The sequence below is a fragment of the Cupriavidus sp. 05N40 genome (assembly GCF_056397305.1).
The window spans coordinates 1-20,068 of record NZ_JBFTND010000130.1 but is presented as its reverse complement, the minus strand read 5'-3'; the positions used below and the strand labels follow the sequence as shown (position 1 = coordinate 20,068).

Annotated in this window: 21 protein-coding genes and 1 pseudogene; 11 read left to right on the top strand and 11 right to left on the bottom strand. The window is 67.2% G+C overall.

Annotation, left to right across the window (positions count from 1 at the left end; translation table 11 throughout):
- The coding region (locus tag AC1DO7_RS26505) for a tripartite tricarboxylate transporter permease (protein ID WP_477116738.1) at window positions 1-1,021 on the top strand (1,021 nt) is incomplete at its 5' end.
- Window positions 1,022-1,056: 35 nt separating this feature from the next.
- Here the strand turns inward: AC1DO7_RS26505 and AC1DO7_RS26500 are convergent.
- Window positions 1,057-1,278: a hypothetical protein gene (locus AC1DO7_RS26500; protein WP_441612673.1), complete on the bottom strand. Its 222-nt coding sequence runs from the start codon at window positions 1,276-1,278 to the stop codon at window positions 1,057-1,059.
- A 207-nt stretch (window positions 1,279-1,485) separates the two neighbouring features.
- Here AC1DO7_RS26500 and AC1DO7_RS26495 point away from each other — a divergent pair, with 207 nt between their 5' ends.
- Window positions 1,486-1,728, top strand: a complete 243-nt coding sequence (locus AC1DO7_RS26495; protein WP_441612674.1) for a hypothetical protein — start codon at window positions 1,486-1,488, stop codon at window positions 1,726-1,728.
- A gap of 48 nt (window positions 1,729-1,776) precedes the next feature.
- Here AC1DO7_RS26495 and AC1DO7_RS26490 read toward each other — a convergent pair whose 3' ends face one another.
- From AC1DO7_RS26490 to AC1DO7_RS26470, 5 genes are all read right to left on the bottom strand, one after another.
- Window positions 1,777-2,154, bottom strand: a complete 378-nt coding sequence (locus AC1DO7_RS26490) for a hypothetical protein (protein ID WP_441612675.1) — start codon at window positions 2,152-2,154, stop codon at window positions 1,777-1,779.
- A gap of 137 nt (window positions 2,155-2,291) precedes the next feature.
- Complete coding sequence (locus tag AC1DO7_RS26485) at window positions 2,292-2,576, bottom strand: hypothetical protein (protein ID WP_441612676.1); 285 nt, start codon at window positions 2,574-2,576, stop codon at window positions 2,292-2,294.
- Between the two features lie 139 nt (window positions 2,577-2,715).
- Window positions 2,716-2,919, bottom strand: a complete 204-nt coding sequence (locus AC1DO7_RS26480; RefSeq protein WP_020202065.1) for a cold-shock protein — start codon at window positions 2,917-2,919, stop codon at window positions 2,716-2,718.
- 244 nt (window positions 2,920-3,163) lie between these two features.
- Window positions 3,164-3,358 (bottom strand): hypothetical protein, encoded by a 195-nt coding sequence (locus AC1DO7_RS26475; RefSeq protein ID WP_441612677.1) that lies wholly within the window; start codon window positions 3,356-3,358, stop codon window positions 3,164-3,166.
- A 171-nt stretch (window positions 3,359-3,529) separates the two neighbouring features.
- The gene (locus AC1DO7_RS26470; protein ID WP_477116737.1) at window positions 3,530-3,904 is read right to left on the bottom strand and encodes a hypothetical protein; all 375 of its coding nucleotides are present in this window, start codon (window positions 3,902-3,904) and stop codon (window positions 3,530-3,532) included.
- A 325-nt stretch (window positions 3,905-4,229) separates the two neighbouring features.
- On the opposite strand from AC1DO7_RS26470, the gene ligD reads away from it, so the two are divergent.
- Window positions 4,230-6,929 (top strand): DNA ligase D, encoded by a 2,700-nt coding sequence (ligD, locus tag AC1DO7_RS26465; RefSeq protein ID WP_441612679.1) that lies wholly within the window; start codon window positions 4,230-4,232, stop codon window positions 6,927-6,929.
- A gap of 73 nt (window positions 6,930-7,002) precedes the next feature.
- Here ligD and AC1DO7_RS26460 read toward each other — a convergent pair whose 3' ends face one another.
- The 4 genes from AC1DO7_RS26460 to AC1DO7_RS26445 all read right to left on the bottom strand — a co-directional run bounded on the left by AC1DO7_RS26460 (window position 7,003) and on the right by AC1DO7_RS26445 (window position 10,402).
- Window positions 7,003-8,034, bottom strand: coding sequence for an alpha/beta fold hydrolase (locus tag AC1DO7_RS26460; RefSeq protein ID WP_477116736.1), 1,032 nt, complete (start codon window positions 8,032-8,034; stop codon window positions 7,003-7,005).
- A 115-nt stretch (window positions 8,035-8,149) separates the two neighbouring features.
- On the bottom strand, window positions 8,150-8,281 hold the full coding sequence (locus tag AC1DO7_RS26455; RefSeq protein ID WP_441612681.1) for a hypothetical protein: 132 nt from the start codon (window positions 8,279-8,281) through the stop codon (window positions 8,150-8,152).
- Window positions 8,282-8,378: 97 nt separating this feature from the next.
- Window positions 8,379-9,350: a glutathione S-transferase family protein gene (locus tag AC1DO7_RS26450; RefSeq protein WP_441612682.1), complete on the bottom strand. Its 972-nt coding sequence runs from the start codon at window positions 9,348-9,350 to the stop codon at window positions 8,379-8,381.
- Window positions 9,351-9,409: 59 nt separating this feature from the next.
- On the bottom strand, window positions 9,410-10,402 hold the full coding sequence (locus AC1DO7_RS26445) for an alpha/beta fold hydrolase (protein ID WP_441612684.1): 993 nt from the start codon (window positions 10,400-10,402) through the stop codon (window positions 9,410-9,412).
- Between the two features lie 169 nt (window positions 10,403-10,571).
- On the opposite strand from AC1DO7_RS26445, the gene AC1DO7_RS26440 reads away from it, so the two are divergent.
- Both AC1DO7_RS26440 and AC1DO7_RS26435 read left to right on the top strand, forming a co-directional pair.
- The gene (locus AC1DO7_RS26440) at window positions 10,572-11,489 is read left to right on the top strand and encodes a LysR family transcriptional regulator (protein WP_441612685.1); all 918 of its coding nucleotides are present in this window, start codon (window positions 10,572-10,574) and stop codon (window positions 11,487-11,489) included.
- A 107-nt stretch (window positions 11,490-11,596) separates the two neighbouring features.
- The gene (locus AC1DO7_RS26435; RefSeq protein ID WP_441612686.1) at window positions 11,597-12,127 is read left to right on the top strand and encodes an isochorismatase family protein; all 531 of its coding nucleotides are present in this window, start codon (window positions 11,597-11,599) and stop codon (window positions 12,125-12,127) included.
- A 140-nt stretch (window positions 12,128-12,267) separates the two neighbouring features.
- Here AC1DO7_RS26435 and AC1DO7_RS26430 read toward each other — a convergent pair whose 3' ends face one another.
- Window positions 12,268-13,191 carry a LysR family transcriptional regulator gene (locus tag AC1DO7_RS26430; protein WP_441612687.1) on the bottom strand — a complete coding sequence of 308 codons (924 nt, stop codon included), beginning with the start codon at window positions 13,189-13,191 and terminating at the stop codon, window positions 12,268-12,270.
- Between the two features lie 142 nt (window positions 13,192-13,333).
- On the opposite strand from AC1DO7_RS26430, the gene AC1DO7_RS26425 reads away from it, so the two are divergent.
- The 6 genes and pseudogenes from AC1DO7_RS26425 to eno form a co-directional block, all read left to right on the top strand.
- Window positions 13,334-14,410, top strand: coding sequence for a tartrate dehydrogenase (locus AC1DO7_RS26425; protein ID WP_441612688.1), 1,077 nt, complete (start codon window positions 13,334-13,336; stop codon window positions 14,408-14,410).
- Window positions 14,411-14,544: 134 nt separating this feature from the next.
- Window positions 14,545-15,513 carry a tripartite tricarboxylate transporter substrate binding protein gene (locus AC1DO7_RS26420; protein WP_441612689.1) on the top strand — a complete coding sequence of 323 codons (969 nt, stop codon included), beginning with the start codon at window positions 14,545-14,547 and terminating at the stop codon, window positions 15,511-15,513.
- A 94-nt stretch (window positions 15,514-15,607) separates the two neighbouring features.
- Window positions 15,608-16,966, top strand: coding sequence for a dicarboxylate/amino acid:cation symporter (locus tag AC1DO7_RS26415; protein WP_477116735.1), 1,359 nt, complete (start codon window positions 15,608-15,610; stop codon window positions 16,964-16,966).
- An 87-nt stretch (window positions 16,967-17,053) separates the two neighbouring features.
- On the top strand, window positions 17,054-18,349 hold the full coding sequence (locus AC1DO7_RS26410; protein WP_441612691.1) for a glycerate kinase type-2 family protein: 1,296 nt from the start codon (window positions 17,054-17,056) through the stop codon (window positions 18,347-18,349).
- A 3-nt stretch (window positions 18,350-18,352) separates the two neighbouring features.
- Window positions 18,353-19,783: a pyruvate kinase gene (gene pyk, locus AC1DO7_RS26405; protein ID WP_441612692.1), complete on the top strand. Its 1,431-nt coding sequence runs from the start codon at window positions 18,353-18,355 to the stop codon at window positions 19,781-19,783.
- Window positions 19,784-19,823: 40 nt separating this feature from the next.
- Window positions 19,824-20,068: pseudogene (eno, locus tag AC1DO7_RS26400) on the top strand (phosphopyruvate hydratase); the annotation flags it as partial.

Below are 20,068 nucleotides of genomic sequence, written 5' to 3'. Positions count from 1 at the left end.
GGCGTCGGGCTCACTGGCGAAAGCCGTGGCGATGATCGTGCTGGGCCTGCTGCTGGGCCTGGTCGGCACCGACGTGAACTCGGGCGCCGCGCGCTTCTCCTTCGATGTGCCTGAACTCACCGATGGCGTCGACTTCGTCGCGCTGGCCATGGGCATGTTCGGCTTCGCGGAAATCATCGCGAACCTGGAGCAGAAGGAAAACCGCGAGACCTTCACCGACCATGTCACCAACCTGTGGCCGAGCAAGGCCGATTTCAAGCGCATGATCCCTGCCGTGCTGCGTGGCACGCTGCTGGGCTCAGCACTGGGCATCCTGCCGGGCGGCGGCGCGGCGCTGGCCTCGTTCGCGGCCTACTCGCTGGAAAAGAAGACCTCGAAGTACTCGCATGAGTTCGGCAAGGGCGCCATCGAAGGCGTGGCGGGTCCGGAATCGGCCAACAACGCCGCGGCGCAGACCTCCTTCATCCCGCTGCTGACGCTGGGCATTCCGCCCAACGCGGTGATGGCGCTGATGGTGGGCGCGATGACCATCCACAATATCCAGCCGGGCCCGCAGGTCATGACCAGCAACCCCGCGCTGTTCTGGGGGCTGATCGCCTCGATGTGGATCGGCAACCTGATGCTGATCATCCTGAACCTGCCGCTGATCGGCATCTGGGTCAAGCTGCTGCAGGTGCCCTACCGCTACCTGTTCCCGGCCATCCTGACGTTCTGCTGCATCGGCGTGTACTCGGTCAACAACCAGACCTTCGACGTCTTCACGGCGGCCGCCTTCGGCGTGGTCGGCTATCTCTTCATCAAGCTCAAGTGCGAACCGGCGCCGCTGCTGCTGGGCTTCGTGCTGGGACCGATGATGGAGGAGAATTTCCGCCGCGCGCTGCTGCTCTCGCGTGGAGCGTTCACGGTGTTCGTGACGCGGCCGCTGTCGCTGGGCCTGCTGATCGCCGCCGCCGTGCTGGTGGCCATCGTGGCGCTGCCTTCGATCAAGGCCAAGCGCGAAGAGGCCTTCCAGGAAGAGTGAGGCGCGCCTTGATGCGCGCCCGCGCGCACGCTCTGCTAGCCCGCGCTGCGCGCTTCGGCTCGGTCGTGCCCGGTCCACGTCAGGCGCCAGCCGGACGTGGCGGTCTTCGCCACCAGCCCCGCATCCTGCAGCAGCAGCAGATGGTGGCTGAGCTTGGCCGCCTCGACATTGCCGAGTGCCTTGGCAAGCTGGAGGTCGCTCATCATTGCCTGGCTATCGGAACGCAATGCCGTCAGCACCCGGTCCGCGAAAGACATGTCTCGCCGCATCTCGTCCCCCCGCAGTATCGCAGCGCAGCGCCGGTGCGCCGGCACTTTCCCCCTGCTGCCAGCATAGGCGCTAACGCGCACCCATAGTGATATTTCGCGCGGCGCGCCATGGGTGTGCCGTCGCGCAAAACAAATCGCACATTCGAGAACAAACGGCGTATGCTGCCCAGGAAAACGCCGGCACGGGAGACGACGATGTCCAGACAGATCAAGCACAAGGCGGAACTGCGCGCGATGATTCGCGCGGAGCAACTGAAGTACCCGGAATGCGCCGGCACCTGTTTCGGCGACGTGGCATGGCACGCTCCCGACACGAACGGCTGCAACTGGACCGTGTCCACCATGGAAGGCGCGAACAGCAAGGCCTGCCTGGAGAAGATCCAGGCCTTCACGAATTCCCTGCAGCAGAACTACAACGTGCCGGACGAAGGCAAGTAGCGCGGCAATGCACCGCGGGGCGACCGCCCCGCGGCCAGTCCGTACCAGCTATCCGGGGAAGCGCATGCGCGGCACGCCGGCGGCGACACGGGAGCCTACCGGGCGCAACTCGCCTTCCCATGGCTGCGCCTGCAGGTCCAGCACGTAGTCGCCTTCGCCGGCCTTGTCGTAGAGGTTGTCGCGGATTACCTGCCCGATCGCCAGGCGGCAGAGGGCTTCGGAGTTGTCGGCAACAGTGCCGGCCAGCGCGGTCTCCTCGCTGGCCTGTACGCCGAACGAGCGCCTGCCCTCGCCGACGAAACTGGTGAAGCGCACGCCGTTCGGACGGCTGGCGTCGACGAAGCTCACGGCAACGTGGTAGGCGATTCCCTTGCCCTGGCCAGGCAGAGTGCACAGGAAGTTGGACGGTAAGGCAACCTTGTTCATGGTGTATGCGCTTGCGAGGCCGCGGCACACGCGGCCGGATTGACAGGCAGACAGACCAGCGGCACGAACCACATCACCTACCGGTCCACCATGTTACCGGGGATGGCTGCGGCCCATGCGGCAGCCCTGGCCAGGTGTCAGAGCGATACCACGGATTGCCCGGGAACCGCGCCGTTGATGATGTCTTCGGCGTAGCGCAGTACCCCGCGCCGCGCCGCGCCCACGTTGTCCCACTGCGTGCTGTCGAGGCGGAACGTGAGCGCATGCCCGCCGCTGGGCTCGCCGCCCTCGCGGCAGATCACCACGGCGGCGTCAAAAGTCCGGTCTGGCCTGCGTTCTGGCCAGTTGCGCACCACCGCATGCTTATATACGAGCGGGTACAGGTCGTATCCCTTATAGCTGGCAATCGGGTTGGTATCCATGATCCGCTCCGCATTTTGATGTTTCTCACTGTACTCCTATCACCCGGGCCGCTCGCCATTTATTTGCTGCCGCGCGAGCGGCCTGCAGACGTAAAAAAACCCCGCAATGCGGGGTTTTTTCACGAAGCGACTCGGGCGATCAGATCGGCTCGATCTTGGTCGCTGCCGGGCCCTTTTGGCCAACGCCGGCTACGTAACGGACCTTCTGGCCTTCTTGCAGGGACTTGAAGCCGCTGCCTTGAATTTCCGAGAAGTGAGCGAACAGGTCGTTGCCGCCTGCGTCCGGGGTGATGAAGCCGAAGCCCTTGGAATCATTGAACCACTTGACGGTACCGGTTTCCATGCTGGATATCCTTTAAACCTTAAAAGTTCTGAATGAGCCTGATGCTCACCAGGCACGACGATCAAGGAAGGAACATGGAGCAATTGAATCGCCGCTTGGAGGGGACGATCCATAACATCGGAGTAACCGCTTGAAAGACCTGCATCAGCGTTTATACAGGGACGCACCCACGATGTCAACGATGCGATAGAAAAAGTATGCCGGGGACCGCGCTCTGGTCACCCCGGCCGCGGTCCGGATGCGCTCAGTCGTCGTAGCCGTCCAGCCCGACGCGGTATAGGGTGGCCCCGACTTTCTCGAGCAATGCGCGCGCGGCATCGGAAAACGGTTCGCTGGCCAGCAGCGCGGCCAGCCCTGCCACGGCGTCGTCGACCGACAACTCGACCGTTTCATCAGTGGCAATGCGTTCGAAAGTGCTGATTACTACGGTCGGGTCCATCCGGATTCTCCTGCAAGAAATGCGTTTCGCCGCCCCGGYGRCATGCCGGGGCCAGCAATCAGCGCGAATGGTAGCACCACCACGGCGCGCCCCGGCAGGCACGCAAGCGGATTGCGCGCGGCTGCCTGCCCCGCCCCACATGCTCCCCGCGGCAGCGGGCCTCACCGGGCCTCACCGGGTCTCGCCACGCTCCTGCTTCGGCGGCAGCGCGCGCAGGCGCCGGTTGACCTCCAGCAACGTGTCGCAATCGTCACCGCCGTCTGCGGYGCGCTTGCGGATATAGGCGGTGATGCCCAGCAGCGGACGCTTGCGCTCGCCGCAGGCGGCCCTGGCGTGCGCACAAGCCACTTCGGTTTCCTTGTCGAGACTGTCTCGCACGATGCTCAGCAGGTCGCCGCAGTTCGCCGGCTGGACCGGCTGGACCGGCTGGACCGGCTGGACCGGCTGAGCCGGCAGGGCCGCGGGAGGCGCCGGGGCTGCGCCAGGCTGGCTTGCGTCTTCGGCGTCCGCCGCACGCACGCCGGTGGCAAGTACGGCAACCGCCACGCACAGCAGGTGACCGACATATCGGCCCCGCCTCGACAAGGCATCTGGCGCGAATCGTTTGAAATTTCTACAAAACTTATCCGGCATGGGGCTGGAAAAAAATACAAGGAAAACGAGACCGGCGTGCGGTGCCAGCGCCGCGGCGGGACGCCGGCGTGCCATACACGGCGGCCGGCGGCGGCGTACGATGCCAATGCAGGAATCGTTCCCTGCGCCTGTCGTTCCCTCCGCCTCGCCCGCCGGCGGCGGGCACGCTTCCTGCCGGCGCATACCGATAGCCGCTCCTATCCCTGGTCCGTCCTCCTTTTGCAGCGGGGTGCGCAAGATGCCGAGCCAACTGGACAAGTACCGCCAGAAGCGCGATTTCACCGTCACCAGCGAGCCCAGGGGGCGCGCCTCGCGCAAGCACGCCGCCGGGCTGTCCTTCGTGATCCAGAAGCACGCCGCCAGGCGCCTGCACTACGACTTGCGCCTGGAACTGGACGGCACCCTCAAGAGCTGGGCGGTGCCGAAGGGGCCGAGCCTCGATCCCGCCGACAAGCGCATGGCGGTACAGGTGGAGGACCACCCGCTCGACTACGGTTCGTTCGAGGGCGTCATCGCGCCGGGGCAATATGGCGCAGGTACCGTCATCGTGTGGGACCGCGGCACCTGGGAGCCGGTTGGCGATCCGCTGGCGGGATATCGCGATGGCAAGCTCAAGTTCGCGCTGCAGGGCGAGAAGCTGCACGGGCACTGGACCCTGGTACGCATGCACGGCCGGGACCAGGACACCGCCAGGCCGGCCTGGCTGCTTATTAAGGAGCGCGACGAAGAAGCACGCGCGGCGTCGGCCTTCGACGTCGTGGCGGCGATGCCCGACAGCGTCTTGTCCGGCAAGAAGGCGGCGGCGAAGCCCGCGGCAAGAGCCGCGGCGAAAGGCACGCGGAAAACCGCTCAGGCGCCCGCCGCCGACGATATGCCTGCCGGCGCGAAGGCCGCCGGCCTGCCGCTCATGCTGGCGCCGCAGCTTGCCTCGCTGGTCGAACAGGCGCCGCCGGCGCACCAGGACTGGCTGTACGAGGTCAAGTTCGACGGCTACCGCCTGCTTGCGCGCGTCGACGGCAAGGACGTGCGCCTGTTCACGCGCAATGGCAACGACTGGACCTCGCGCCTGCGCAGCCTGGCCCGCGCCGTGGCCGCGCTCGGCCTGCACTCGGGCTGGCTCGACGGCGAGATCGTGATCGCCGACAAGCAAGGCAGGACGGATTTCCAGGCCTTGCAGAACGCCTTCGAAAGCGCGCAGGTGGAAGATGTCCAGTACTACGTCTTCGACCTGCCGTACTGCAACGGCTTCGACCTGCGCAAGGTGCCGCTGGCCGCTCGCCGCGACATGCTGCGGCACGCGCTCGCGGCAGGCACGTCGAGCCGCCTGCGCTTCAGCGAAAGCTTCGACGCCGGGCCCGCCGAGCTGCTGCGTGCGGTCTGCAAGCTCCGCTTCGAGGGCGTGATCGGCAAGCGCGCAGACGCGCCCTACGTATCCGCGCGCTCGCCCACGTGGATCAAGCTCAAATGCACCCGCCGCCAGGAGTTCGTGGTGGTCGGCTATACCGACCCTGCCGGCTCGCGCCAGGGTATCGGCGCCCTGCTGCTTGGCGTGCATGACGAGCGCGGCCGCCTGCGCTACGCCGGCAAGGTCGGCACCGGCTTCGACACACAGACGCTGGCTTCGCTGCAGCGCAAGCTCGAACCACTGCGCCAGGATGCCTCGCCGATGGACAGCATGCAGGACACGCCGCCGGGCAGGATGCAGGCGCACTGGGTCAAGCCCAGGCTGGTGGCCGAGATCGCGTTCGGCAACTGGACCCGGGAGGGGCGCGTGCGGCATGCGGTTTTCCACGGCCTGCGCTCCGACAAGCCGGCCTCGGCCATCTCGGTGGAACGTGCAACGGACACCAGAGAGGACCACGCGATGGCTGCCACGCCGGCGCGCAAGCCCGGAACGACGCGCAGCAGCAAGGACGCCGGCAAGGCCAGGAACATGGAGATGGAGACAGATTCGAAGACGGACTCGGAGACGGACTCGGAGACGCACGCCGGGAGGACCCCGAAGAAAAGCGCGACGAAGGCTGCAGCCAGGACCGCCAGCGCTGCCACCGCAGGCGCCGGTGCCGGCGTGCGGGTGAGCCATGCCGATCGCGTCATCGACCCCGCCACCGGCCTGACCAAGGGCCACCTCGTGGCGTACTACGAAGCCATCGCGCCGCTTCTGCTGCCGCACCTGCGCGGCCGGCCGGTGGCGCTGGTGCGCGGGCCCGCGGGCATCGGCGGCGAGCTCTTTTTCCAGAAGCACGGCGACAGCTTGCGCATGCCGGGCATCAACACGCTCGATCCCGCGCTCTGGCCCACCCACCCGCCGCTGCTCGAGATCGCGTCAGAAGCCGGCATCGTGGCCGCGGCGCAGTTCAACGTGATCGAGCTCCATACGTGGAACGCGAACAAGCGCGCGATCGGCAAGCCGGACCGCGTGATCTTCGACCTGGACCCCGGCGAAGGCGTGCCGTTCGGCCATGTACGCGAGGGCGCCGCCATGATGAAAGCGGTGCTCGACGAACTGGGCCTGTCCGCGTTTCTCAAGACCAGCGGCGGCAAGGGCCTGCACGTGGTGCTGCCGATCGCCGCGCGGCTCGACTGGGAGACCGTGAAGGACTTCTCGCATCAGCTCGTGCTGCACATGACGGCGACCGTGCCGCAGCGCTTCGTCGCCAGGAGCGGGCCGCGCAACCGCGTCGGCAAGATCTTCATCGATTACCTGCGCAACGGCTTCGGCGCCACCACGGTCGCAGCCTACTCGGCGCGGGCGCGGCCGGGACTCGGCGTTTCGGTTCCGTTGGCGTGGGACGAGCTCGACGAAATCACCTCGGGCGCGCAATGGAATATCGCCAGTCTCCACGAGCGGATCGGCGCGCAGCGCGCCGACCCGTGGGCCGCCTATGCCAGATCACGGCAGACGCTGACCAGGGCCATCAGGCTGCTGGCGGCGTGAGCGGCCCGCGCGCTCACTGTCAGGCAGCAGCATCGCGCAGCGCGGCAAGGCACCGAGGCACCAAAGACGGCGATCAGCGGCTCGCCGGCAGCGCCGCCAGCCCGTCTAGCAGCGCCTTGTGGAAGGCTTGCGGGTCCTGCATCTGCGGCGCATGCCCCAGCTCGGGGAACTCCACCAGCCTGGCGTTGGGCAGCGTGGCGGCAGTCAGCTTGCCCAGCTCGGCATAGTTGCCCACCTTGGCGCGGACCTCGGGCGCCGCCGCATCCTTGGCGATCGCAGTGGTGTCCTTGTCGCCGATCAGCAGCAGGGTCGGCGTCTTCAGCGCGCCCAGCTCATAGACCACCRGCTGCGTGAAGATCATGTCGTAGATCAGCGCGGAATTCCATGCCACCTGCTGCTTGCCCGGGCCGCGGTTCATGCCGGCCAGCATCTGCACCCAGGGCTCGTAGTCCTGGCGCCAGGTGCCCACGTAGTAGGTCGCCTGCTCATAGCTGCGGATCTTGTCGGCATTGGTGGCCAGTTCGCGCGCATACCACTGGTCGACCGACAGCGAAGGCACGCCCTTGGCCTTCCAGTCTTCCAGGCCGATCGGATTGACCAGCGCGAGTTGCGTGGTCTGCTGCGGATACATCAGCGCGTAGCGCATCGCCAGCATGCCGCCGGTGGAATGGCCGATCACCACCGCCTGGTCGACCCCGATCGACTCGAGCAAGGCGTGCGTGTTGCGCGCCAGTTGCTGGAACGTGTACTGGTAGCGCGCCGGCTTGCTGGACTTGCAGAAGCCGATCTGGTCCGGCGCCACCACGCGGTATCCCGCCGCGCTCAGCGCCTTGATGCTGCCCTCCCAGGTCGCGGCGCAGAAGTTCTTGCCGTGCAGCAGCACCGCGGTGCGTCCGTTGGGCCGGGCCGGCTTGATGTCCATGTAGGCCATGTGCATGGCCTCCCCCTGCGAGGTGAAGCTGAACTGCTGGACCGGGGCGGGATAGTCGAAGCCCTGCAGCTCGGGGCCGTAGGCCGGGCCGTCGTCGGCGGCCAGCACGGCCGCCGGAGCGGCAACGCACGCAGCGGCGAGCAGGGTAAGGCGGAAGTGGCGGTGCAAACGCATGACAGGGGATCCCGACGAAAGAAGATGAATCGAACAAGCGCGGACGCCCACGCGGGCGGGCCAGTTCCGGACCCGGGCATCGTAGCGGAAAGCCGCGGCATCTGCCGCGCGCCGCTCAGCCCTTCGTCGCGCCCGGGCCGAAGATATGGACGAGGTTGCCCTCGGGATCGCGCAGCATGGTCGAGCGCAACTGCGCCGAGATCTGCTGGTCCGCCCAGACGAACTCCACGTCGTAGAACTTGAGCATGATGTTTTCCTGGAGGATGGGCGAGACGATCCACGGCCAAGGCGGAATTGCCTGGCCGGCTCGCGTCCGGGCCGGGCGGACGCGGGTTTTCCTGCGGTCAGGCGCGTGCTGGCGGCGAAGTGAAGTCCAGCACCGGGCCGGCGGGCACCACGCCGCTCGGATTGATCGAGAGATGACTCTCGTAGTAGTGCCGCTTGATGTGCTCGATATTCACGGTCGGCGCGACGCCGGGCAGCTGGTAGATATCGCGCGTGTAGGCCGACAGGTTCGGGTAGTCCGCGATACGGCGCAGGTTGCACTTGAAGTGCCCCACATAGACCGCGTCGAAGCGCACCAGCGTGGTGAACAGGCGGATGTCGGCCTCGGTGAGCTGGTCGCCCATGAGGAAGCGGCGGTCCGCGAGGCGGGCTTCGAGCCAGTCGAGCGTGTCGAACAACGGCGCCACGGCCTCTTCGTATGCTTGCTGCGTGGTGGCGAAGCCGGACTTGTAGACGCCGTTGTTGACGGTGTCGTAGACCCGGGCGTTGACTTCGTCGATGCCGGCGCGCAGCGCCGCCGGGTAGTAGTCGCCGGCACGTGCGCCGATGCCGTCGAACGCCGTGTTGAACATGCGGATGATCTCGGAGGACTCATTGCTGACAATGGTTCCCTGCCGCTTGTCCCACAGCACCGGCACGGTGACGCGGCCCGTGTGGCCCGGGTCGGCGGCGGTATAGACCTCATGCAGCAGGCGCGCGTCGTTGACGCTGTCCGGCACCACGCCCGGGCCCGGCGCGAAGGTCCAGCCCTCGTTGCGCATCAGCCAGTGCACCGTGGAGACGCTGACCATGTCTTCCAGCCCCTTGAGCGCACGCAGGATCAGCGTGCGGTGCGCCCACGGGCAGGCCAGGCTCACGTACAGATGATAGCGGCCGGCTTCCGCCTTGAAGCCGCCGCGGCCGCTGGGGCCCGCGGCGCCGTCGGCCGTCACCCAGTTGCGGAAGGCGGCGTCCTTGCGGACGAAGCGGCCGCCCGTGGATTTGGTGTCGTACCAGCGGTCTTCCCACTTGCCGTTGACGAGCAGTCCCATGTCTTACTCCTTCGGTGCGGCGCCGCGCACAGGCATCGCCGCGTTGTTGCCTTGTTGCATTATTGCGCTGACGAGGCTTGATTCCCTGCCTGTGCGTTGATGAAGTCGACGATGGCCGGAATGGTCTGGCCGGGCGCCTCTTCCATCAGCCAGTGGCCAGAGCCCTTGACGATCACGCCCTGCACATTGGTGGCCACCAGCCGCGCCTGGTCGATCAGGAAATTGCCCGAGGCCTTCTCGCCGGCCAGCACCAGCATGGGCATTGGCAGCGGTCGCCGGGCGAGTTCGGCGAAGTCCTTCGCATCCTGCGGGAAGGCACGGAAGAACTCGAAGCCGGCGCGCATCCGGCCAGGACGCGCGAAGGCGGCGGCATAGCGCTGGCGGTCGGCTTCCGACATCGCACGCGCCGGATCGGCCGCGAAATCGTTCCAGAAATGTTCGAAGTAGATACGCTCGCGGCCTTGCACCAGCTTCTCGGGCGTGTCGCCGTAGAAGTTGAAGTGCCATTTGTCGCGCAGCAGCCAGACCTTCTGCCAGTCGCCCACGCCGGGCAGGAAGGCATCCATCAGCGTCACGCTCTCGACTTCGCCGGGGTATTGCGCAGCATAGGCGTAGGCCACCATCAGGCCGATATCGTGGCCGATGACATTGACCTTGCGGTAGCCGAGCGCCTGCACCAGGGCATGGATATCCTGCGCCAGCGCCTTCTTCTCATAGCCCGCCGGCGTGATGCCGGACGCGCCCGCGCCGCGCAGGTCGGGCGCGATGACGACGCGCTTGCCGGCCAGCCGCGACATCAGCGGCAGCCACATATGACTGGTCTCCGCGTAGCCGTGCAGCAGTATCACCGGCGTGCCGTCGCCGCTGCCGGCCTGCATGTAGTGCAGCGAAACGCCGTTGGCGGTGACGTCATGCTGCCGGATGGCGGCGGAGGCGGCGGAGGTGTCGCCGGCGCCCTGGGCGGCGTGCGCCTGGGTGGCGAGCGGCGCCAGCGTGGCGAGGGCAAACGCGGCGGCGCCGGCATATCGCGCCAGGCGGTGGAACAGGGCCATGATTTTTCTCCGCGGTACGGTGCCTTGGCCGGAACTCGTTTCCTGGCCGACGGCGCACTAGACAAAGGGTTTCAGGGAAAGACAGTGCATCAATGTGAGGGGAATATTGCACCCCCGCCGCGCTTTTGCCGTACGATTTCCCCGATGAACTCGTTCGACGGAGTTGAACATGTTGTCGGAAGATGAACTGGCCCTGCTCGAGGCCATCCGCGCCAGCGGCAGCCTCTCGCGCGCGGCCGCGCGCCTGGGCAAGGCACCCTCCACGGTCTCGCATGCCGCGCGGCAGCTGGAGGGCCGCTTCGACGCGCTGCTGTTCGACCGCCGGCGCTACCGCCTGCAGCTGACCCCCGCTGGACATTTGCTGGCCGACGAGGCGGCGCGGCTGATGCAGGATGTGTCGCGCATGACGCAGCGCGTGCGGCAGGTCGCCAGCGGCTGGGAAGACCGCCTGTGGATCGTCACCGACGAGGTCATGGAGTTCGAATCGCTGATGCCGGTGATCCGCGGCTTCGACGCCCTCAAGTCGGGCGTGGCGATCCGCCTGACGCACGAAGTGCTGAGCGGCACCTGGGAAGCCCTGCGCGATGGCCGCGCCGATGTGATCGTGGGCGCAACCAACGAGCCGCCCGCCATTCCCGGCCTGCGCTGGTTCGAGCTGGGCGTGGTGGAATGGGTGTTCGCCGTCGCGCCGCGCCACCCGCTGGCCAGCGTGGCAGGCCCGCTCACGCGCGATCTGGTTTCCGCGCACCGCGCGGTGGTGGTGGCGGATTCATCGCGCGCCTCGGCCGGGCGCGCCTACGGGCTGGTTGGCGGACAGGCTTCGCTGGCCGTGCCGAGCATGCGCGCCAAGATCCTGGCGCAGCGCGAGGGGCTTGGCGTGGGCTGGCTGCCGCGCCACCGGGTGGCGTCGCTGCTCAAGCGCGGTGAACTGGTCGAGAAGCGCACCGCCGATCCGCGCGAGCCGAATACGCTCTATGTGGCCTGGCGCGGCGACCACGAAGGCCGCGCGCTGCAATGGTGGCTCGACCAGTTCCGCCAGCCGCGGCTGGCCAGGCGCCTGGTGCAAGGCATCGACATGTTCGCCTGATGGCCGCGCGGCTGCCGTCGCCTGCTTGAAACTGGCCTGGACAGCGCTTAAATTGGGAGGCGGGCGTGCCACCCGCGCCCCCGGGAGGCTTACCGATGGAGACCGATGTGCTATTGAATGCGGAAGGTTCCGTACTGGTCCTGGTGGACCTGCAGGCGCGGCTGATGCCGGCGATCCACCAGGCCGAGCGCGTGGTCAGGGAAAGCGTGCGGCTCGCCAGCATCGCGCGCATCCTTGGCGTGCCCGTGATCGGCACCGAGCAAAGTCCGGCGAGCCTCGGCGAGAATCTCCCCGAGATCCGGCAGCTATGCGACCGGACCATCGCCAAGGACCATTTCGATGCCTGCGAAGGCGGCCTGGTCGAGGCCCTGCCCGCCGGGCGCAAGACGCTGGTAGTGGCAGGCTGCGAAGCCCATGTGTGCGTGCTGCAGACTGCCATGGGCCTGCTGCGGCACGGCTACGACGTCAACCTTGTGATCGACGCAAGCGGCTCGCGCCAGCAAGCCAGCCACCGTGCCGCCGTCGAACGCCTGCGCGAGGCAGGCGCGAGTGCCGTGACGGTGGAGATGGTGGGCTTCGAATGGTTGCGCACCAGCCGGCATCCGCGCTTCCGCGACGTGCTGGCGCTGATCAAGTAGGGCCCGATCGTCACCCGGGCGGCCCGGYTGGCTGCACAACCCTGGCGGCCCCGCCGGCACCGCTGAGCGGCCGCGGTCGCGGGTGTGCGGCCGCGCCGGCTCAAGGCGATATTCTTCTGTCCCATGCCCCTGGTCTTCCCTTACCAGGGCGACCCCGCCCCGCGCGCCTTCAGCAGTTTTCCCTCGAAGTGGGCGACCAGGAAATCCAGGAACGCCCGCACCTTGGCGGACAGGTTCAGCCGCTCGGGAAAGACCGCGAAGATATCCGCCGGCGGCAGTGCGTAGTCTTCGAGCAGCAAGACCAGGCGTCCGCTGCGCAGGTATTTGGCAAGGTCCCATTCGGCGCGCTGCAGGATGCCCTGGCCGTCCAGGCCCCAGGTGAGCGTCACTTCGCCGTCATTGCTGCTCAGCGCGCCTCGCACCTTGACGCTTTCGGTCTTCTTGCCCCTGGTGAAGCGCCAGATGCCATAGGCCGATTCGTTCTGCCGCAGCACGATGCACTGGTGCTGCGACAGATCCTGCGGCGTGGCAGGAATGCCGTGCGCCTTCAGGTACGAGGGCGCGGCACAGACGAGCCGGCGGTTGTCGGCAATCTTGCGCGCCATCAGGCGGGTATCCGGGATCTCGCCGAAGCGGATCCCCACGTCGAAACCTTCGTCCCCCAGGTTCATGGGCCTGTCCGTGAGATGAAGCTGGACTTCCATCTGCCGGTGCTGCTTGACGAAGGCCGAGATGGCGGGAGCGATATAGGTCCGTCCGAAGCCCAGCGGTGCATTGACGCGCAATGTCCCGCGCGGCGATACATGGCTGCTGGAGATCAGCTGGTCGAGGTCTTCGATCTCGGCCAGCAGCCGGCGCGCGTGCTCGAGATAAACCTCGCCTTCCGCCGTCAGGCCGATGCGCCTCGTCGTGCGGTTCAAGAGGCGCACGCCAAGCCGGCTCTCCAGCTGGGCCAGCCGTTTGCTGACCGCCGCCGGCGTGACATCCTGCTCGCGAGCCGCCGCCGAGAGGCTCCCGGCCTTGACCAGGCCGGCGAAGAAGGCAAGTTCGGAAGGCTGGCCCATTTTCAACCTCAAGTTAATATTAGTTTGAATTCCAGTTCATTTTACTCCTCCAGTTTTCACCGATAGTTAGGTCACGCAAGGCAACGACACCATGCCGGTTGAAAGGCCTTCGCAGTGTGAAACCAACGAGAGGAGCATCGCCATGCGCGAATACAAGATTGCAGCCATCCCCGGTGATGGCATCGGCCCGGAAGTCATCTCTGCCGGCCTGCAGGTGCTGGATGCCCTGGCGGCCCAGGACGGCGGCTTCAAGCTGAGCGTAGAGCATTTCCCCTGGAGCTCGGACTACTACCTGGAGCAGGGCCACTACATCCCCGAGGGCGGGCTGGAGCGCCTGAAACAGTTCGACGCGATTTTCTTCGGCGCCGTCGGTGCGCTCAACGTGCCCGACCACGTATCGCTGTGGGGCCTGCGGCTACCGATCGCGCAGGGCTTCGACCAGTACGCCAACGTGCGCCCGGCGCGCGTGCTGCCGGGCGTCAAGAGCCCGCTGGCCAACGGCAAGGACATTGACTGGGTCATCATCCGCGAGAACTCGGAGGGCGAGTACGCGGGCAACGGCGGCCGTACCCACCGCGGCCTGCCGATCGAAACCGGCACGGAAACGGCCGTGTTCACCCGCGCCGGCGTCGAGCGCATCCACCGCTTTGCCTTCGAGCTGGCGCGCAAGCGTCCTCGCAAGCACCTGACCCTGGTGACCAAGTCGAACGCGCAGCGCTTCGGCATGGTGATGTGGGACGAGATCTTCTACGAAGTCGCCAAGGACTATCCGGACGTCAAGACCGACCGCGAACTGGTCGACGCCGTCACCACGCGCATGGTGCTCAAGCCCCATACGCTCGACGTGGTGGTTGCCACCAACCTGCACGCCGACATTCTCTCCGACCTGGCCGCCGCCTTGTCCGGCAGCCTGGGTATCGCCCCGACCGCCAACCTGAATCCGGAGCGCGTGTTCCCGTCGATGTTCGAACCCATCCACGGTTCGGCCTTCGACATCACCGGCAAGGGGGTGGCCAATCCCATCGCCACCTTCTGGACCGCCGCCATGATGCTGGAGCACCTCGGCGAGAAGGCCGCGGCCGACCGGCTGATGGCCGCCATCGAGCAGATCACGGCGGATGGCGTGTTCACGCCCGACCTGGGCGGCAATGCCACCACTGCGTCGGTCACCGATGCGGTCTGCAAGGTGCTGGCAAGCCAGGTCAGGCAAGCAGCCTGAGCCATACGGCAGGACGAAGGCAAGGCGCGGTTCGCCGCGCAGCCCCCGAGGCAGGCGGGACAGCACCGGTACAGGTGCCCCGCACCGGGCCGGCCCGCGATGGGCCGGCAAAGATACCAAGACAGGAGACAAGCATGCAATCCGCCATCCGGACTGCGGTGACCGCGTTCGCACTCGCGCTCGCCGCCGGCACCGCGCTCGCGCAGACCTATCCCACCAAGCCGATCCGCCTCGTGGTGCCGTTCCCGCCGGGCGGCACCACCGACGTGCTTGCCCGCGCCGTGGGCCAGCGGCTTACCCAGGCACTCGGCCAGCCCGTGGTCATCGAGAACCGCCCGGGCGCCGGCGCCACCATCGGCGCGGACGCCGTCGCCAAGTCGCCGGCGGATGGCTACACGCTGCTGATGGGCGCGGTACACCACACCATCGCGCCCAACGTCTACAAAAAGCTCTCCTACGATTTCCAGAAAGACCTGACCCCGATCTCGGTGGTGGCCATCGTGCCCAACGTGCTGGTGGTCAGCCCGGGGTTTCCCGCCAGGAACGTGCAGGAACTGGTGGCCTATGCCAAGGCAAACCCGGGCAAGCTCACCTATGCCTCGAATGGCAACGGCACGGCCCACCACCTGATCGGCGAGCAATTCAAGGCGCAGACCGGCACCAGCATCGTCCACGTTCCGTACAAGGGCAGCGCGCCGGCCATCACCGACCTGATGGGCGGGCAGGTTTCGATGATGTTCGACACGATGTCTTCGGCCTTGCCCTACATCAAGGCGGGCAAGCTCAAGCCGCTGGCCGTTGCCACGGCCAGGCGCTCATCGGCGCTGCCGGATGTGCCCACGCTGGCCGAAGCCGGCCTGCCCGGCTTCGACATCGCCTCCTGGTTCGGCATCCTGGCGCCCGCCGGCACGCCGCCCGAGATCGTCAACCGCCTCAGCGCGGAGATCATCAAGGCGCTGGCCCGTCCCGATGTCAGGCAGCAGCTCGCAGCCATCGGCGCCGAGCCGGTGGGCAACACCCCGCCCCAGATGACGGCGCAGATCAGGGAAGAAGTCACCCGCTTCGGCAAGCTCGTCAAGGACGCGCAGGTAAGCATGGATTGAGCGGCAATCACGGCCACCGCCGAGACGGTGGCCGCATCCGGTTGACAAAGGCAAAACTGGCGTCTGCAGCAAGTGCGTCGCCGCAGGAGACATCATGAAAAGGCGACTCATTGGCTCACTGTATGTCCAGGTGCTGATCGCGGTGGCGACAGGCATCCTGCTCGGCGTCTTCCTGCCGCAGGTCGGCAGCGAGCTCAAGCCGCTCGGCGACATCTTCATCCGTCTGATCAAGRTGGTGTTCGCGCCGATCATCTTTGCCACCGTCGTGCTTGGCATCGCCAAGATGGAAAGCATGAAGGACCTCGGCCGCGTGGGCTGGCGTGCCATGCTGTACTTCGAGGTGCTGTCCACGTTTGCGCTGCTGCTCGGCGTCATTGTCGTCAACGTGGTGCAGCCGGGGCACGGCATGAATGTCGATCCCGCGACGCTCGATACCAAGAGCATTGCCGCCTATACCGCGCAGGTGAAGCACGAAGGCGTGATGGACTTCCTGCTCAACCTGGTGCCCCTGAGCATCGCCGACGCGCTGGCCAAGAACGACATTCTGCAGATCCTGGTGTTCTCGGTCTTCATGGGCGTGGCACTGGCGCACCTGGGCGAGCGCGGCAAGCCGTTCGTGGCAGCGCTGGATTCGTTCGCCAATGCCATGTTCGCAGTGGTTGGCATGATCATGCGCTTCGCGCCGGTTGCCGCGTTCGGCGCCATGTCGTTCACGGTGGGCAAATACGGCTTCGGCTCCATCGCGTCGCTCGGCAAGCTGGTGGCCACCATGTATGGCACCTGCGCGCTGTTCGTGCTGGTGGTGCTGGGCACCATCTGCCGCGCCTGCGGCTTCAGCCTGCTCAAGTTCCTGAAGTACATCAAGGACGAGATCCTCACCGTGCTGGGCACCAGTTCGTCGGAGTCGGTGATTCCCCAGTTGATGCGCAAGCTCGAGAACGCAGGCGTCTCGAAGCCGGTCGTCGGCCTGGTGGTGCCTGCCGGCCTTACCTTCAATCCCGACGGCCAATGCATCTACTACACCATGGCTGCCATCTTCATCGCCCAGGCAACCAATACACCGCTGACCCTGACAGACCAGTTCGTGGTGCTGGGCGTGCTGCTGCTGACCTCGAAGGGCTCTGCCGGCATCACCGGCTCGGGCTTCATCACCCTGGCGGCAACGCTCGCTTCGCTGGGCAAGATCCCGGTGGCCGGCATGGTGCTGCTGCTTGGCGTGGACCGCTTCATGTCCGAGGCACGGGCCATCACCAACACCATCGGCAACGCCGTCGCCACCATGGCAATCGCCAAGTGGGTGGGGGCGCTCGACGAGGATCGCGTCAGGCGCGTGCTCGACGGCGAGGTCGACCCCGAGAACCTCGAACAGCTCTATGAGGACGAGGTCGCGCAAGTGCTGCCCGAGCGGCCCTTGCAGCCGGGCTTTGCCGCCGGCGCACGCAAGAGCGCCTAGTCTTCGCCCTCTGCGCAACGGCAGCACAACGGCAGCACAACGGCAGCGCAAGAGCAGCACAACTACATGAGAAACAGGTAGCTCATCGTGACCTCTCCCACCATCGAAAATCCCCGCGCATTTCTCGAGTCGCTGTTTCGGGCAGCCGTGTCCGCGGCGGATCCGCGCGACTGCCTGGCGCGCGCGCTGCCCGAGCCACCGGCCGGCCGCACCCTGGTGGTCGGTGCCGGCAAGGCTGCCGCGAGCATGGCGCATGCGCTGGAGCAGGCCTGGCCGGGCCCGCTGAGCGGGCTGGTCGTGACACGCTACGGCCATGCCGTGCCCACCTCGCGCATCGAGGTCGTGGAGGCGGCGCATCCCGTGCCCGATGCCGCCGGCGAGCGCGCGGCGGCACGCATGCTGGAACTGGTCGCGGGACTGTGCGCCGACGACCTGGTCATCTGCCTGATCTCGGGCGGCGGCTCATCGCTGCTCAGCCTGCCGCCGCCCGGCATGAGCCTGGCGGACAAGCGCGCGGTCAGCCAGGCGCTGCTGGCCAGCGGCGCCACCATCTCCGAGATGAATTGCGTGCGCCGGCACCTCTCCGCCATCAAGGGCGGCCGGCTGGCGGCGGCGTGCCATCCGGCGCGCGTGGTCACGTTGCTGATCTCGGACGTGCCTGGCGACGATCCCGTGAATATCGCCTCCGGCCCCACCGTTGGCGACGCCACCACCTGCCAGGATGCGCTGGAGATCGTGCAGCGCTACCGCATTGCGTTGCCGGCGGGTGCGCAACGGCTGCTGGTGTCCGGTGCCGGAGAATCCATCAAGCCGGGCGATGCGCGCCTGGCACGCAGCGCGGTGCGCACCATCGCCACGCCCGCGAGATCCCTGGCGGCCGCCGCGCGGGCCGCGCAGGCAGCCGGCATCCAGCCCTATGTGCTGGGCGACCGCATCGAAGGCGAGGCGGCCGATGTCGGCAAGGTGATGGCCGGCATCGCCTTCCAGGCCGCGCACGGCACGCCCCCGTTCGAGCTTCCCTGCGTGCTGCTGTCTGGCGGCGAGACCACCGTCACGGTCAAGGGCAGTGGCCGCGGCGGGCGCAATGTGGAGTTCCTGCTGTCCCTGGCGATTGCGCTCGACGGTCACGCCGGCGTGCATGCGCTGGCCGCCGATACCGACGGCGTGGATGGCATCGAGGAAATCGCCGGGGCCTACGCCGATCCCACCACGCTCGCGCGGGCCTGGGCCAGCGGCATGGCGCCGCGCGCCTATCTTGCCAACAACGACGGACACACCCTCTTCGGGTCCCTGGGCGACGCCATCGTCACGGGCCCCACGCTTACCAACGTCAACGACTTCCGTGCCCTGCTGATCTGCGCAGCGGCCGGGAAAGGATGCTAGATCATGCGCCGTACCCGCAATGCCAAGATTGTCGCCACCATCGGCCCCGCGAGCAGCGATGCCGCCACGCTGCGCCGCCTGTTCCAGGCCGGTGCCGATGTGTTCCGGCTGAACTTCAGCCACGGCACGCACGCCGACCACAAGGCGAGGCTCGCGCTGATCCGCGACCTTGAGACGGAGCTGGGCCGGCCGATCGGCGTGCTGCTCGACCTGCAGGGCCCGAAGCTGCGCGTGGGGCAATTCGGCGATGGCCCGGTGACGCTGGTGGCGGGTCAGTCGTTCCGGCTCGACATGGACCGGGACCGTCCCGGCGACGCCACCCGCGTGGCCCTGCCGCATCCCGAGATCTTCGCCGCGCTGCAGGCCGACACCGACCTCCTGCTCGACGACGGCAAGCTGCGCCTGCGCGTCAAGGCCTTTGGCCCCGATTTCGCGCAGACCGAGGTGATCGACGGCGGCCTGCTATCCGATCGCAAGGGCGTCAACGTGCCCGGCGTGGTGCTGCCGCTGTCGGCGCTGACGGCCAAGGACAGGGAAGACCTGGACTACGGGCTGTCGCTGGGCGTGGACTGGATCGCCTTGTCCTTCGTCCAGCGCGCGGAGGATATCCGCGAGATCAAGCAGATCGTCGGGGGACGCGCCGGCATCGTCGCCAAGCTGGAGAAGCCCGCTGCCATCGCCGAGCTGCAGGCGATCGTGGCCGAGACCGATGCGGTGATGGTGGCGCGCGGCGATCTCGGCGTGGAACTGCCCGCCGAGCAGGTGCCGGCGATCCAGAAGCGCATCGTGCAGGCTTGYCGCCGCGCCGGCAAGCCCGTCATCGTGGCCACGCAGATGCTGGAGTCGATGGTGAGCTCGCCGGTGCCCACCCGCGCCGAGGCCTCCGATGTGGCAACCGCCATCTACGACGGCGCCGACGCGGTGATGCTGTCCGCCGAATCGGCCTCAGGCAGGTATCCGGTGGAAGCCGTGCAGATGATGAACAGCATCATCGTGCAGACCGAGGCCGACCCCTACTACCGGGAGTTCATGGAGGCCTCGCAGACGCCGCCGACGCCGGATATCGCCAATGCCATCGGCAGCGCCATGCGGCGCGTGGCGGGGCTCCTGCACGTGGCCACCACCGTGGCGTACACCAGTTCGGGATACTCCGCGATGCGCATGTCGCGCGAGCGGCCCGAAGCGCCCATCATCGGCATGACGCCGAGCCTGCATGCCGCGCGCGCCATGGCGCTGGTGTGGGGCGTGCATGCGGTGGTGATCCACGAGGTGGAGAGCGTCACGGAGATGACCACCTATGCGTGCGACACCGCGGAGCAGGAGGGCTTTGCAAAGCCCGGTCAGGTGATCGTGATCTCGGCCGGCATGCCGTTCGGCACGCCCGGCACCACCAACCTGCTGCGCATCGCCACGGTCGGCCAGCCCGCCGCCTGACTGGCACCGTCAACGACTTCACTGAAACAAGGGCGACACCATGACTGCTATTCGTTCGATCCGCGGCTTCGAGGTTCTCGACTCCCGCGGCAACCCCACCGTGGCCGCAGAGGTCACGCTGTCCGACGGCGCTTGCGGCTACGCCGCCTCCCCTTCCGGCGCATCCACCGGCAGCCGCGAAGCGCTGGAGCTGCGCGACAATGACCCGGCCCGCTACGGCGGCAAGGGCGTGCTGCGCGCCGTGGCGCACGTCAACCACGAACTGAGCGCCATGCTGGTCGGGTG

Coding starts and splice junctions, on each gene's coding strand:
- AC1DO7_RS26480 (WP_020202065.1), bottom strand. CDS start 2,919: ATGGAAACCGGTACCGTCAAGTGGTTCAATGATTCCAAGGGCTTCGGC.
- AC1DO7_RS26445 (WP_441612684.1), bottom strand. CDS start 10,402: ATGGCCCTGTTCCACCGCCTGGCGCGATATGCCGGCGCCGCCGCGTTT.
- AC1DO7_RS26430 (WP_441612687.1), bottom strand. CDS start 13,191: ATGGGCCAGCCTTCCGAACTTGCCTTCTTCGCCGGCCTGGTCAAGGCC.
- AC1DO7_RS26485 (WP_441612676.1), bottom strand. CDS start 2,576: ATGGATACCAACCCGATTGCCAGCTATAAGGGATACGACCTGTACCCG.
- AC1DO7_RS26475 (WP_441612677.1), bottom strand. CDS start 3,358: ATGGACCCGACCGTAGTAATCAGCACTTTCGAACGCATTGCCACTGAT.
- AC1DO7_RS26490 (WP_441612675.1), bottom strand. CDS start 2,154: ATGAACAAGGTTGCCTTACCGTCCAACTTCCTGTGCACTCTGCCTGGC.
- AC1DO7_RS26450 (WP_441612682.1), bottom strand. CDS start 9,350: ATGGGACTGCTCGTCAACGGCAAGTGGGAAGACCGCTGGTACGACACC.
- AC1DO7_RS26420 (WP_441612689.1), top strand. CDS start 14,545: ATGCAATCCGCCATCCGGACTGCGGTGACCGCGTTCGCACTCGCGCTC.
- AC1DO7_RS26500 (WP_441612673.1), bottom strand. CDS start 1,278: ATGTCTTTCGCGGACCGGGTGCTGACGGCATTGCGTTCCGATAGCCAG.
- AC1DO7_RS26495 (WP_441612674.1), top strand. CDS start 1,486: ATGTCCAGACAGATCAAGCACAAGGCGGAACTGCGCGCGATGATTCGC.
- ligD (WP_441612679.1), top strand. CDS start 4,230: ATGCCGAGCCAACTGGACAAGTACCGCCAGAAGCGCGATTTCACCGTC.
- AC1DO7_RS26455 (WP_441612681.1), bottom strand. CDS start 8,281: ATGCTCAAGTTCTACGACGTGGAGTTCGTCTGGGCGGACCAGCAGATC.
- AC1DO7_RS26440 (WP_441612685.1), top strand. CDS start 10,572: ATGTTGTCGGAAGATGAACTGGCCCTGCTCGAGGCCATCCGCGCCAGC.
- AC1DO7_RS26425 (WP_441612688.1), top strand. CDS start 13,334: ATGCGCGAATACAAGATTGCAGCCATCCCCGGTGATGGCATCGGCCCG.